The sequence below is a fragment of the Amycolatopsis sp. w19 genome (genome assembly GCF_051373225.1).
GTDB classification, from domain to species: Bacteria; Actinomycetota; Actinomycetes; order Mycobacteriales; family Pseudonocardiaceae; genus Amycolatopsis; species Amycolatopsis japonica.
The window spans coordinates 1-12,672 of the sequence record NZ_JBPQFM010000002.1 but is presented as its reverse complement, the minus strand read 5'-3'; the positions used below and the strand labels follow the sequence as shown (position 1 = coordinate 12,672).

14 protein-coding genes and 1 tRNA gene are annotated in these 12,672 nt (G+C 65.2%); 9 read left to right on the top strand and 6 right to left on the bottom strand.

What is annotated here, in order from left to right; all coding sequences use genetic code 11:
* The first annotated feature begins 81 nt into the window (after positions 1 to 81).
* Together ACSMFO_RS04710 and ACSMFO_RS04705 are read left to right on the top strand one after the other, a co-directional pair.
* Positions 82 to 366 carry a hypothetical protein gene (locus tag ACSMFO_RS04710; protein WP_436457086.1) on the top strand — a complete coding sequence of 95 codons (285 nt, stop codon included), beginning with the start codon at positions 82 to 84 and terminating at the stop codon, positions 364 to 366.
* Between the two features lie 189 nt (positions 367 to 555).
* The gene (locus ACSMFO_RS04705; protein ID WP_436457085.1) at positions 556 to 2,028 is read left to right on the top strand and encodes a helix-turn-helix transcriptional regulator; all 1,473 of its coding nucleotides are present in this window, start codon (positions 556 to 558) and stop codon (positions 2,026 to 2,028) included.
* Here the strand turns inward: ACSMFO_RS04705 and ACSMFO_RS04700 are convergent.
* From ACSMFO_RS04700 to ACSMFO_RS04685, 4 genes are all read right to left on the bottom strand, one after another.
* Positions 2,017 to 2,367 (bottom strand): signal peptidase I, encoded by a 351-nt coding sequence (locus ACSMFO_RS04700; protein ID WP_257487374.1) that lies wholly within the window; start codon positions 2,365 to 2,367, stop codon positions 2,017 to 2,019. The two genes, ACSMFO_RS04705 and ACSMFO_RS04700, sit on opposite strands and share 12 nt — an antisense overlap.
* Complete coding sequence (locus ACSMFO_RS04695) at positions 2,364 to 2,819, bottom strand: hypothetical protein (RefSeq protein WP_436457084.1); 456 nt, start codon at positions 2,817 to 2,819, stop codon at positions 2,364 to 2,366. The genes ACSMFO_RS04700 and ACSMFO_RS04695 overlap by 4 nt, the downstream gene beginning before the upstream one ends.
* 96 nt (positions 2,820 to 2,915) lie before the next feature.
* Positions 2,916 to 3,920 carry a hypothetical protein gene (locus ACSMFO_RS04690; protein ID WP_436457083.1) on the bottom strand — a complete coding sequence of 335 codons (1,005 nt, stop codon included), beginning with the start codon at positions 3,918 to 3,920 and terminating at the stop codon, positions 2,916 to 2,918.
* A 144-nt stretch (positions 3,921 to 4,064) separates the two neighbouring features.
* Positions 4,065 to 4,445 carry a helix-turn-helix domain-containing protein gene (locus ACSMFO_RS04685; protein WP_436457082.1) on the bottom strand — a complete coding sequence of 127 codons (381 nt, stop codon included), beginning with the start codon at positions 4,443 to 4,445 and terminating at the stop codon, positions 4,065 to 4,067.
* A gap of 343 nt (positions 4,446 to 4,788) precedes the next feature.
* On the opposite strand from ACSMFO_RS04685, the gene ACSMFO_RS04680 reads away from it, so the two are divergent.
* The 5 genes from ACSMFO_RS04680 (at position 4,789) to ACSMFO_RS04660 (ending at position 10,172) form a co-directional block, all read left to right on the top strand.
* Positions 4,789 to 5,124: a WhiB family transcriptional regulator gene (locus ACSMFO_RS04680; RefSeq protein ID WP_436457081.1), complete on the top strand. Its 336-nt coding sequence runs from the start codon at positions 4,789 to 4,791 to the stop codon at positions 5,122 to 5,124.
* Positions 5,125 to 5,446: 322 nt separating this feature from the next.
* The gene (locus ACSMFO_RS04675; protein ID WP_436457080.1) at positions 5,447 to 6,148 is read left to right on the top strand and encodes a hypothetical protein; all 702 of its coding nucleotides are present in this window, start codon (positions 5,447 to 5,449) and stop codon (positions 6,146 to 6,148) included.
* Entirely contained in the window at positions 6,141 to 8,270 is a 2,130-nt protein-coding gene (locus tag ACSMFO_RS04670; protein ID WP_436457079.1) for a cell division protein FtsK, read from the top strand. Before ACSMFO_RS04675 ends, ACSMFO_RS04670 begins: the two co-directional genes overlap by 8 nt.
* On the top strand, positions 8,267 to 8,431 hold the full coding sequence (locus ACSMFO_RS04665) for a hypothetical protein (protein ID WP_436457078.1): 165 nt from the start codon (positions 8,267 to 8,269) through the stop codon (positions 8,429 to 8,431). The genes ACSMFO_RS04670 and ACSMFO_RS04665 overlap by 4 nt, the downstream gene beginning before the upstream one ends.
* Positions 8,421 to 10,172 (top strand): recombinase family protein, encoded by a 1,752-nt coding sequence (locus ACSMFO_RS04660; RefSeq protein ID WP_436457077.1) that lies wholly within the window; start codon positions 8,421 to 8,423, stop codon positions 10,170 to 10,172. The genes ACSMFO_RS04665 and ACSMFO_RS04660 overlap by 11 nt, the downstream gene beginning before the upstream one ends.
* Here ACSMFO_RS04660 and ACSMFO_RS04655 read toward each other — a convergent pair.
* Positions 10,154 to 10,237: transfer RNA gene (locus tag ACSMFO_RS04655), tRNA-Leu, on the bottom strand. The two genes, ACSMFO_RS04660 and ACSMFO_RS04655, sit on opposite strands and share 19 nt — an antisense overlap.
* A 219-nt stretch (positions 10,238 to 10,456) precedes the next feature.
* Here ACSMFO_RS04655 and ACSMFO_RS04650 point away from each other — a divergent pair.
* Both ACSMFO_RS04650 and ACSMFO_RS04645 read left to right on the top strand, forming a co-directional pair.
* Entirely contained in the window at positions 10,457 to 11,479 is a 1,023-nt protein-coding gene (locus ACSMFO_RS04650; RefSeq protein WP_037336569.1) for an LLM class flavin-dependent oxidoreductase, read from the top strand.
* 76 nt (positions 11,480 to 11,555) lie between these two features.
* The gene (locus ACSMFO_RS04645; protein WP_436457076.1) at positions 11,556 to 12,215 is read left to right on the top strand and encodes a S1 family peptidase; all 660 of its coding nucleotides are present in this window, start codon (positions 11,556 to 11,558) and stop codon (positions 12,213 to 12,215) included.
* Here the strand turns inward: ACSMFO_RS04645 and ACSMFO_RS04640 are convergent.
* Positions 12,212 to 12,379, bottom strand: a complete 168-nt coding sequence (locus ACSMFO_RS04640) for a hypothetical protein (protein ID WP_436457075.1) — start codon at positions 12,377 to 12,379, stop codon at positions 12,212 to 12,214. The two genes, ACSMFO_RS04645 and ACSMFO_RS04640, sit on opposite strands and share 4 nt — an antisense overlap.
* Between the last annotated feature and the right edge of the window lie 293 nt (positions 12,380 to 12,672).

The window sequence follows — 12,672 nt, the reverse complement described above, 5'->3', positions numbered from 1 at the left end:
CGATGTGGTGGTCCGGCCGTCCCGCTCGGGGGTAGCACGCGCGCGTTGACGTGGGCGCGACTGCGGGACGGCCGGAGTCTGATGGCGGCCGAAGAGGCGGCACCAACGGTGAGCCTTCCGGTGTCGTCCGGGCTCAGCCGTGGAAGCGGCGGGGCGGTTGAGGATCCGGAGCAGCGCCACGCACGCGAAGCATGGAGGTCCAGGCGGTACGAGGCACGAGCCGATGAGTACAACATGACCGCAGACCGCCTGGTAACAGCCCTCTTGGAGATCAAGCCCTTGGGCGAACGCCTCATCGGTGACGGCGTGATCGAGGCTGTCACCTGCACAGCGGTACCAACTGACGTAGAGGCGGGATCGCCGTGACCTGCGCGTATCGCTCATCTCATCCGCCCCTGTGTCTGCCCAATGTGTTGAAATCATCAAAGATTGATCAACGCCGAGAGGCCAGGGCGGAAGTGTCAGAGTTTGGTGACAGGCTAGTGACATGTATTGCCTTCACCTGCATATATAGCTGATATGCTCAAGTGCAAGTCAAGCAGTGCGAGGTGATCGATGATCGGCGTCCGACGACGCGAAGGGCTGGTTTCAGCTCGTAAGACTGTGGGGCTGAGTCAGGAGAAGCTCGCCGAGATCATGGACGTCGATCGCCGGACGGTCATTCGCTGGGAGGCAGGCGACTTCGCGCCGCTGCCGTTCCAACGGCCGAAGCTGGCGAGAGTTCTGGGTCGTACCCAGGACGAGTTGCGCGTGCTGATTGACGGCTCGTCGACGGCTGATCTGCCGTACGAGCTTGAGCCTGCGTTCAGCTGGCTGGATCGTCGTGTGGGTTGGAGCCCTGGCACTACGCGTGAGCGGGTAGGGGCACGTGTATCGCCAGATCGGCATCCTGGACCGCGGGTCGATCGAAGCCGTGCTGCCGACGCGTTGGTGAGTTACTACGGCGAGCCGCCTGCTGGCTACGCGCTCTACCAGGCGCGTTACGGAGAGAAAGACGTTCAGACCAGCATTCTGAGTCGGTCAGAGTGGCTGGACTTGAGCTGTGAGCTGACGCCGGAGAACGATCAGCTGGTTCTGAGACCTGGCCTTGAGAGCCGTTCCTGCGGCATCAACGAGAACGCGGCCGTTGGAAGACTCGCCGAAGCGGCTGAAGGCGGCGTTCGGGTGGCTGACGTGCCGATCTACCGTCTGGTGGAGTTCGATGTTGGCGGTGGCGCTCTGGCGGGCAGCTTGGATGTCGCGCCCTTCGTCGAGTACGCCTTGACGTTGGACCTGCTTGAGTGCGAGTTGTCCGAGATTCTGGCGGCGGGCAAGGACTTGAGACCTGGTCACGCGCCCCTGCGGGACAAGTACTTGCCGGACGTCGCGACGGTGCTCGACCTGGCCGGCCGGTTGTGCGCGGGCGGCGTGCTTGCCTTGACCGCGATCGCTCGGCCTGCGGACCCGTATCGCGGTGGTCGCGACTACCTGCTGCTCATCCAGGAGCGGTCCAGGAACGTGCTGAACGCAGCCGGAAGCTTGGCCGTGATCCCGAAGGCGTTCCACCGGCCATCGAATGATCAACGCGCGGATGCCCGGATCGGCGCAACCCTGCGTCGTGCGCTGGAAAACGAGCTGTTCGGGCGGATCGACGTCGACAACACCGCGGGCAGCCAGAGAGCAGCTGATCCGATGCATCCGCGCAGGTTGTCCGCACCGATGAAGTGGTTGACCGAGCAACCGGGGCGGCTACAAATGGAGTGCACCGGGTTCGGTCTCAACCTCGTCAGCGGGAACTACGAGTTCGCCAGCTTGGTCGTCATCGACGACGAAGAGTTCTGGTCCCGCTTCGGCGGCGAGGTCGAGGCAAATTGGGAGTCGGCGGAATTGCGCTCGTATTCGACGCTCGATGGCGATTTGCTCGGCGGACTGATTGCCGACGAATCGTGGAGCAACGAAGGTTTATTCTCGCTGCTCCAGGGGTTGCGTCGGCTCACCGAAATTGGCGGTGATCGGCTGGCAGTTCCGAGTATTGGACTATGTTGCTGAAGGCCAGCGCACAGTCATGACAACCGAGTCCGCAATTGCTTCCCATGAATGGTCGACTCCTGGCCCCCACATGACGTAGTCGCCTTGCCTGGTCATGGTCTTGCCGCCGCCTGTGACGTCGACGCGAAACTCGCCGGAGATGAGCAGCACGAGTGTGGTCCGTTGGTCATCGGACGTCCACTCTGGGCGCTTGTCGCCTGCGGGATGGTTGGCCCACTTGACTTCTACGTCTTTCGACGAACGTACGCCCTGGGACGGGTCGATGAAGTGCCCGACCAACCAGCCGCGGGTGTCAGCTGCGTCTTCGTTGGCATTTCCGGCGGTCCAGCCGTCGCTCACTTGCTGAGCTCCCATTCGATCGGCGGTAACTTCACGCGTTCTCCTCCGATTTCCGCCAGGTGCCGTAATCCCTGCATCATCGCGAAGAGTCCTTCGTTGCTCCACGCTACATCACTCAGTAGCTCGGTGACGAGATCTGAGTCGGTCGTTGAATACTGGCGAAGTGTCGCTGATTCCCAGTTCGCTTCAACCATGCCGCCGTAGCGTTGCCAAAATTCTTCGTCGTCGATAACGATCAGGCTGGCGAACTCGTAGTTTCCGCTGACCAGGTTCAGACCGAAACCTGTCGACTCCATCCGTAGCAGTCCTGGTTGCTCGGTCAGCCAGCGCATCGGTTCGGAGTGGCGTGCCGGGTGCATGGGGTCTGCTGTCAGCATCTCGCCGAGCGTGTTGTCGATGTCCGGGCGTCCGAAAAGCTCCTCTTCCAACTCTCGCCGGAGCGTCGCGCCCACCTGAGCGTCCCGGCGGACGTCGGTCAGTGGCTGGTGAAAGCCCTTCGGGATCACGGCGAGCCGTCGCGCGGCGTTCAGAACGTGGCCTGAACGTTCCTACACGAGCAGCAGGTAGTCCGCGTCGCCCCGGTACGGATCAGCCGGCCGGGCGATGGCGGTGAGCGCGAGTACGCCTCCCGCGCAGAGCCGGTTGGCGACGTCGAGCACTGATCGAAGGTCGGGTAGGTGTCGGTCTCGAAGTGGCATGGACGGTGAGCCGGCCGCGATGGCATCCATGAGTTCGCCTTCGAGCAGGTCCATCGTCAGCGCGTAATGCGCGAAGTAAGTAACTCCAAACGAGCCGCCGAGCTGGTGTTTGCGGATGTCCGTGTCGAGCAGGCGGTAGATCGGACTGTTCACGAGCCGGGTGTTCATGGCCAGCGTCTCGGCCAGGCGCTGAACGGCGAGACTTGCCGCGCGTTCGTCAAGCACGAGGCTCGCGTCCGGCCGGGTATTCGTCGCCGTGAACCGCTCTTGTTCTGGCCGCAGCTCGCAGGCCACATCCAGCCAATCGAAGCAGGTCAGGACGCTGGTGTTCACGGTGTCAGCGCCGATCCGTCCGCTGTACAGGCCGTGATTCTCGATTTGATGCCCGTAATACTGGCGGAGCGCGTCGACGACCTCGCGCTGGCTCACCCAACTACGCCGGGTTCCGCGGTTGTGGAGGTCTTGGACGCTCACGTCGGCGACGCGCGCAGCGACCGCGCGGCGAGCTGCGCCGGGAGTCCAGCGGGCTGAGCGGTCGAGCCATTCGAGAGCTGCCTCGATGTGCGGATCAGTCGTAAGCCGCTCGTCCTCAGCGATGCTCGATACCGCCTGAGCGGCGGGTGCTTCGCCGACCAGTTCGGCGAAGCGCGCACGCTCCGCTTCCGACGCTTGCTCAAACGCGGTGTCGAGCACCTGTTGCATCTCGGACTGCTGGACCAGGTCCGGCTTCTTGCGCCATGACGCCACGGTGCGAGCGCCGACGCCCAGCTTCTCGGCGAACCGCTCATTGCTCAATCTCAGTGCGGCTTGAAGTGCCGACGCTGATCGACCGGTCCATTCGTTGGTCCGGCTCATCGGCGCGCCGAAAAGTCGATGTGCTGCGGATATGCAGTGGTTGTGCAGTGCCTCCGCACTGGTTGTGCATGGGATCGTGCGCCGATTCGGCCTTGAATTCTAGGTATGGAAATCACCTGGATCACCAGCCCGAATCGCCCACCCTCAACGCTTCGAGCGGACATGCTCGACCACAATCGCGAGATTCGACTGAACGTCTTCGAGACGCTCGGTGAGCTCAGCCAGCCGCTGTTCGAGCGCGTCCAGTCGGGGCCAGAGATCGTGCCCATCGTCGGCTGGCTCGTCCGGGTGCGGCAGAGTGCGATTTTGCAGAACTGCCAACAGATGCTGCGGGTGCCAGCCCAATGTCGTCGACAGTGCTTCGAGCGTGCGGGCGCTCCGTCGACGCTCCACGGTGTGGTGCTGCAACTCGCGCACGATCGCCTGCGACACATGCGACCGCTCGGCCAGCTCGCGTTGCCGCCAGCCGAGTTCGTTGACGCGCATGCTGATCGCCTTCGCGACTGCCGCCCAGTCTTCCGACACGTATCCCTCCGCGCTCCGCCTCAGCGCTGAGATTAGCGGCTCATCGAGCTTTTATCGCGTCGCCTAGCGCATTAGCGGCGGCGCGTCGGGTGAACGCGCCATTCGAAGCGCTGAAATCAACAATATAGTCTTGAAATCATCAGATTGGTCTTTCTTATGAACTCGCAAATGACTTTCCACACCATTCAGCAGGCCGCCTGGATTCTGGGTGTTCCTCGCTCGGCGTGAGTCGGGCGATCCGTACTGGACAGCTGCGGGCGACTCGCTCGCGGTCCGGTCTGCGGGTGTCGTCGACCGAACTCGCTCGGCTGCTCGGCACCACGAAGCAGGGCGGAGGTGCGGCATGCACGCCGATGACCTCCGGCTGATCGGGATCGCGTGGCGGCTGGACCGCCTGCGGTGGATCCCCTCGGACGTCCTGACCGCCATCGTCACCAGCGAAGGGGTCTGCATGTGGCCTTCGGCGGAGAGCGAACCGCCGCCGGCGCAGACCGATCAGCAGCTCGCCGACCGACTGTGCGGAGGATGTCCGGTCCGGGACGAGTGTCTGGAACTGGAGCTGCGTACTGCCGGGACGGACACGGCAGGTATCTGGGGCGGGATGACCGACGACGATCGTCGGGAGCTTCATCCGTACTGGCTTCGACGCGGTGAACGGATCGAGCGAGGTGCGCGATGAGCGGCCTCAGCTTGACGCCAACGCAGATGCTCGCCGGAGTTGGCGTGCTGGTCGTGCTGCTCTGGGTTTGGAGGGCCGGCGCTCGCCGGGCGAAGGCCGCGGCCGAGAAGACACGCAGTGGAGCACGTCTGGTCTCCTTGGCCGGCCGCGTGGTTTTCAATGCCGGGTTGATCGTGGCTGTTCAGTGGGTCGTGCTATAGCATGCGAGCAGTTCCTGGCTGCGCCTCGCGGTACTCGGACTGCCCGCGATGTTCGCGTCTCATGCGCTGACTCGTGCTATGACTGTCACGACCATCGACACCTCGAAGCGGGGTGGTCGCCGATGACGCGGGCGCAACGGCTGGCCCAGGACGCAGCCGAAGCCGCAGAGGTGCGGGCGTACGAGACCGATCCGGATGTCGTTGCGCTCCGGATCGAACGGGTACGTCGGCAGGTCGACTGGATGTGCTGGACCGGGATTGTCCTCGGACTGGCGTTCACGATGACGAACGTCCAGACCTTCGCATCGACAGGGACCCGGCCGTGGTCGCTGCCGTGGCTGGCTGCGTGGGTCTTGGATCCGACGGTGTCCCTCGTACTACTAGCGATCCTTCGCGCGGAGCAGGTGACTGCCCGGTACCAGGTTCGCACCGGTGGATGGGTTCGGCGGGCGAAGTGGTTCACGCTCGCCGCCACCTACGTCATGAACACGTGGACGTCTTATGCGGAGGGGGATCCAGCGGCGATCGTCCTGCACTCGGTGCCTCCGCTGGTCGTCTTCGCCGCGGTCGAGGCAATCACTGATCTGCGCGACAAGCTGACCGATGCTGCCATCGTGGCTGCCGGTGAACGGCGAGGTGTTCAGGGCGAGTCCATGAACGCCGGGCGCCGGAAGCTGTTCGCCGACTACCTGGCCGACGCTCGACGACGCTGGACACCCGATGTGGACGTCACGCCGGCGTGGATCCGGCAGGCGACCGGATGTTCGCGCGGGTTGTCGCCGCGGTTGGCGCGTGCGTTGCGCGCGGAGGTGGCCGATGACTGAGCCAGGCACACTGCCAGTGAAGGCAGATCCCGTGCTGGATGGCGAGCTGGTCGATGACACGTTGCCGCAACCACGTCGCCGCACACGTCGCAACCGGCTGGTGAGGTGGTGGCTGCACTCGCAACGGGTGCCGTTGTGGCTCAAGAACAAACCGCAAGCGGTTCAGGCCGCGAAGGACGCGGTTGCCCGGCTGATCATGTCGCCGGTGCGCTTCCTCGGGGCGGTTGTCCGTGGGGTAGTGGTCGGTGCGCGGTGGTGGCGTGGCTGGGTGACGGTGCGTGACTATCGAGCTGCGGCAGAGGAGTCCGAGAAACTGGCCGATAAGTTCACCGAGATTCGCGGCCTGACGCTGTTCCGCTGGAAAGTCACGGGCTTGGTGCTCGCCGTCATCGCTCTGGCGGTCGCGATGGTGGATCTCCTGTACGGCTCCGATCCACTGTGGATCGCGGGGGCTGGTGCATCGGTCGCCTTGGCGATTCTCGGTCGACGTAAGGACGGGAGTCCAGGACGGAAGCCTGCACTCGCTGGTCCGCGCACGCTGACATGGACGATGGACCCTCAGGTGCTGGTGGACGCGTTTCGGGATGCGAAGCTCATCGGCAAGGACGAGTCGCTGAGGCTTGTTGAGCGGGCAACGCGGGTCGGTGATGGCTGGGCAGTCACAGTCGACCTTCCCGCCACCCGCAAAGCCGCGGATGTCGTGAAGAACCGGGATGCGCTCGCGTCCGCCTTGGCGGTCGATGAGGTGCAGCTCATCGTGGAACGCGTCCGAGGCAACGGTGGTCATGCAGGGCGGGTAGCGATGTGGGTCGCCGATGAAGACCCGTACGCGTCACCACCGTTGCGGACGCCGCTGCTCGGGGCGGTTCAATGGGATGCGTGGCGTCCGGTTCCTTTCGGTAGAGACGCGCGGGATCGGCGGATCGATCTTCCGCTGGTGTGGACGTCGTTGCTCGTGGGCGCTATTCCGCGGCAAGGCAAGACATTCGCTGCCAGGCTCGCTGCGTCTGGACTCATCCTGGACGCGTGGGTGCGGCTGTACGTCGCGGACTTCAAGGCGGGCAAGGACTGGGACTCGGCCGGCAAGGTCGCACATCGGTTTATGGCGGGCGACGAATCCGAGCATGTCCTGACCCTCATCGGCTGGCTCGCCGAGCTGGTCGCAGAGGTTCAGTCGAGGTTTCGGCGGATGCGGGATCTCGATGACCTGACGTGCCCGGAGTCGAAGGTCACGCCGGAGATGTCTCGCGACAAGGCGCTGGACATGCCGATTACGGCGATCTTCATCGATGAGGTCCAAGTTCCGCTTGAGGACCGCACATCTATTGAGGTGCAGGGGAAGAGACTGACGGCGGGCGAGTACGTCGGCGAGTTGCTGACGTGGTTGGCGAAGAAGGGGCCAGCTGCCGGAATCGTGCTCGTACTGGCGACGCAGCGACCGGACTCGAAGACGATTCCGTCCGGCTTACGTGCGGTGCTCGGCTCGCGGTTCGCGCTCCGAGTGATGGATTGGCGTGACTCGAACATCGTGCTCGGAGAACAGATGAACACGCGCGGGTTCGATTCGTCTCGTCTGCTGCCGTCGCACAAGGGCGTGGGCATCCTGCGCCCGGATGGTGACACTGCGGCCGGCGCCGATGTGCTCGCGATGACCGTCCGGACCTACTACATGCCGAACGAGGACTGGCGAACGATCTGCGATCAGGGACGGGCGCTGCGCGAAGCGGCCGGAACCTTGACCGGGCACGCGGCGGGCCAGGACGTGACGCCAGTGCTCGACCATGCTGCGGTGGTCATGGAAATCGGTGCAGGTGGTGGCGGTGACGCGGTTGGCGAGTTACCTGAACCGTTCGCGTCGATCGTCGACTACTTCGGCGATGACCTTGGTCCGGAGGGTCGCGAGTTCGTGCCGACTGCGGAGCTTTTGGACGCGCTGAAGATCGACCGGATGACACTCGCGCAGCAGATGAGCGAGGCGGGATGTCGGCCGACGCGGGATCGGATCACGACCGAAAACGGCGAGACACGGCAGGTCCGCGGATACCTAACAGCTGAAATCAAGAGTGCCGTAGCCCGCATGGCCAGCGGTGACGCATCGGAAGATCTCGGTGATCAGACATGAGCGCCGAGCATTCGAAGAATCGGGGCGTTCAAGTTATCCTACCTGCTGGATTGCCTGCTGTGTCGCCTGCGGTCGCACGCGGATTGCTCGCCATCCTGATCGAGCTGACCGAGGTGCCTGTCCTGGACGGACCGGCGGAGGAGGCAGGCAATGACGGCTGAAATCAGTAACGATCCGTGGTCAACGCTGGACGACATTCTGGGACTACAGGCCGCGGACACGGTGGATGAAGGAATCGGAGAGCTTGCGGTCTACGGCCGTTGCTCGACCGAGGACAACCAGGACCCGGAGACCTCACGAGGCTGGCAGTTCGGCAACGCGCGCAAGTTCGTCGAGCCGCTCGGCGGCCGGATCGTGGCGGAGTACTTCGACATCGGGCAGTCGCGCTCAGTGCCGTGGGAGCGCAGGACCGAGGCATCTCGGTTGCTCGCCGAGCTTAAGAATCCGCGTCGGACGTGGAACGCCCTGGTCGTCGGCGAGGGCACCCGTTGTTGGTTCGGCAACCAGTTCTCGCTGATCGCCCCGCGGTTCGCCGCCTATGGGGTGGAGCTGTGGGTGCCGGAGCTCGGCGGGCGGTTTGATCCGCGGAACCCTTCGCACAAGATGCTGATGAGCGTGCTAGGCGGCATGAGCGAGTCGGAGCGGCAGCACGTTCAGGCTCGGGTGAGGGCAGCGATGGACGCGCAGGTCCTCAACGAGGGACGGCACCAGGGCGGCCGCGCGCCGTACGGCTACGTGGTCGTGGATGGCGGCCCTCATCCGAATCCCAGGAAGGCTGCGGAGGGTTTCCGGCTGCGGGTGCTAGCGATCGATGAGCCTGCTGCCGAGGTCGTGCGGCGGATCTTCGCCGAGTACCTCGACGGAAAGGGTGATCGAGCGATCGCCAACGGGCTCAATCTCGATGGGATCCCGTGCCCTTCCGCTCGGCGGCCGGAGCAGAACCGGCATCGGCTCGCCGACGGATGGCAGGGCAGCACGACGCGATCGATTCTGGAGAATCCGCGCTACACCGGGTACGCCATCTTCGGCCGGTGGGCGAAGCACGAGACGCTCCTGAATCCCGACGACGTCGGTGCCGGGCATGTGGTCCGGTTCCGGCGTGCGGCACCTGACCGCATCGTGCGCTCACGGCAGCCGGCGCATCCGAAGATCGTTTCGGTGGAGGACTTCACACAGGCCCAGCTCATGCGCCGGTCGCGGGCTGCTGGTGGCCTGCGCGGTATCGCGAAGCTGGAGCGCGAGCGGCCCGCTGCCAAGCACACGTACCTGCTGAAAGGGCTAGTGCGCTGTGACATCTGCGCTCGGAGGATGCAGGGTGCGGTGATTCGTAAGGGCATCTACTACCGGTGCATCGCGCGGACGATGGCGCCGGGGTCGCCGGTGCTGGCCGATCATCCGAAGACGGTGAACCTTCGCGAGGACGTCGTGATCCCACCGCTCAATGCCTGGCTGTGCCAGGTCTTCGACCCGGACAACCGCGACGAGACCGTGGCCGCGATGGTCGGAGCCCAGCCGGGTGGGTCGGGAACGGGACGCGAGACCGTTGAGAAGCGGTTGAAGGACGCAGAGGCGCGGTTGCGGCGGCATCAGGCGGCGATCGAGGCTGGCGTGGATCCGGCGGCGCTCGTGGACGCTATGAACCTTGCTCAGGCGGAGCGCCAGGCGGCACGAGAGGAGCTGGAGAACCTGCCTGAGTCCGCCACGATCGACGCGGCGGAGGTGTACGCCATGCTGGACTCGCTGGGTGATGTCGAGCGAGCACTGAACTCGCGAAACCCGGACCGCATCACGCAGGTCTACCGGGATCTCGGGCTGCAAGTGCTCTACGACAACAAAAAAGAGGCGGTCGTAGTGACCGCCTCTCCACGTGTGGATAACGTGTGTGTCCGAGGGGGGACTTGAACCCCCACGTCCGTTAAGGACACTAGCACCTCAAGCTAGCGCGTCTGCCATTCCGCCACTCGGACTTGCTGATGTGAGAAGAGTATACGTCGCCTGGGAGGCCTCAATCAGGGGGGTACGTATAGTCACGCAGACCTACATTGAGACGATGATCGGTTACCCTCTGGAAGATCTCGTGGCGTCAGAGGGGAAGTTCCTCCAGGTCGAAGGCTAAAAGTGCGTAGTGTGACCGGAGACTACGGAGAGTGGGGAATCAAAGCCGGGTGCTGGGCGCTTACACGGGCGTGAAGAAGATTGGTTTCCTGTCCTTCGGCCACTGGTCACCGAGCGCGCACTCCGAGACGCGGTCCGCGGCCGACTTCCTGCATCAGTCGATCGATTTGGCGGTCGCGGCCGAGGAGCTCGGCGTGGACGGCGCGTACTTCCGGGTGCATCACTTCGCGCGGCAGGCGGGTAGTCCGTTCCCGTTGCTGTCGGCGATCGGGGCCCGGACGTCGAAGATCGAGATCGGTACCGGCGTGATCGACATGCGCTACGAGAACCCGATGTACATGGCCGAGGAGGCGGGCGCCGCCGACCTCATCTCCCGCGGCAGGCTCCAGCTCGGGGTCAGCCGGGGATCCCCGGAGCAGGTGATCGACGGCTGGCGGTACTTCGGGTACGGGCCGGCGGAGGGGCAGACCGCGGCCGACATGGCCCGGCAGCGCACCGAGGTCTTCCTGAAGCTGCTCGAGGGCGAGGGGTTCGCGCAGCCGAACCCGCGACCGATGTTCGCCAATCCGCCGGGGTTGCTGCGGCTCGAGCCGTACTCGGAGGGGTTGCGCGAGCGGATCTGGTGGGGATCCAGCTCCAACGCGACCGCGGTGTGGGCGGCGGAGCAGGGCATGAACCTGCAGAGTTCCACGCTCAAGGACGACGAGACGGGCGAGCCGCTGCACGTCCAGCAGCGTAAGCAGATCGAGGCCTACCGCGAAGCCTGGAAGGAGGCCGGTCACTCGCGTGAGCCGCGGGTGTCGGTCAGCCGCAGCATCTTCGCGTTGACGAACGACCTGGACCGGGCGTATTTCGGCCGTGACCGGGACTCGCGGGACCAGGTCGGCATGATCGACGAGACGACCAGGGCGATCTTCGGCCGGTCGTACGCCGCCGAGCCGGACGAGCTGGTGCGGGCGCTCAAGGAGGACGAGGCGATCGAGGCCGCGGACACCCTGCTTCTCACCATCCCGAACCAGCTCGGCGTCGAGTACAACGCGCACGTGCTGGAGAGCATCCTCACCCACGTGGCGCCGGAGCTCGGCTGGCGCTGAGAATGCGCGGTTCGGCGGATGGGCCGGGGCGTTCCGCTCGTTACGATCGGGACATCCCCGGCCATCGGAGGGTCCCGTGAGACTGCCCCGATCCCTGTCCTGCCTGGTCCTGGCCCTCGGCCTGGCCCTGCCGTCGACCGCGCAAGCGAGCGCTCCCGCCCCGCTCGGCGGCGGGAGTGTGTTGCAGAGCAGCGCCGCGACGCGGTGTACGGCCGGGTTCGCCGCCGTCTCGGGAAAGACCGGCTACCTGATCGCGAGTTCGGCTTGCGGCAAGCCCGGTGACACGATCCGCAGCGCCGGCCGGGTGGTCGGGGTGGTCGTGGGCGCCCAGACCCCGCCGACGGGCGCGATCGTCATCCGGGTGACCAACACGACCGACTGGCGGCTGGTGGGCTCGATCCCGCCCACCGCACCCCGCGTGACGATCACCGGGTCGGTCGAAGCCCCGGTCGGCGCGTCGGTGTGCAGGTACGGCGCGACCACGGGCTGGCACTGCGGCACCATCCAGGCGAAGAACGTGTCGATCACCTTCCCGGACGGAACACTGACCGGCTTGACCCGGACTTCCGTCTGCGCCGAGCCGGGGGACAGCGGCGGGCCGTTCGTCAGCGGGACGCAGGCGCAGGGTGTGCTGATCGGTGGCAGCGGCAACTGCTCGAGCGGCGGCTCCACCTACTTCGTCCCGATCAACCGGATCCTGTCGGCCTACGGGCTGACGATCCTCGCCGGACCTTAGAACGGCAGCGTCCTCGGATACGGGGGAGGGGAATGCCGCGCGAACGCCGGCGTGGTCGTCACGCGGGTTTCCCGGACGATGTCGAAGATCGTCTGGTGTTCCGGGGCGAGCGTGCCTGCTTCGGCGTTGAGCGTGGCCGGGCGGGTCGACGGCCAAATCTCCACTGTCCAGGCGCCGTTCCAGCGTGCGCAGGGCGGTGATCTCCTCGGACGCGGTGAACACACAGTGACCTGCGCGGTTCACGAACAGCTGACGGAGTTCGTCGTCCGGCCCCACTCGTTCGGCGTAGGCGCGTTCGTGCGCCGCGGGTGCGGTGCCGTCCGCGACGGTGTGCATGGTCAGTACCGGTGTACTGCCCCGGGAGGTTGTGAACGGGGAGACACGTAGTCAGATGATCTTGGAATGAGGGAGGGCCTCCGGGTTCGGTGTGGATTGCGACATCTGCACCGGATACCTG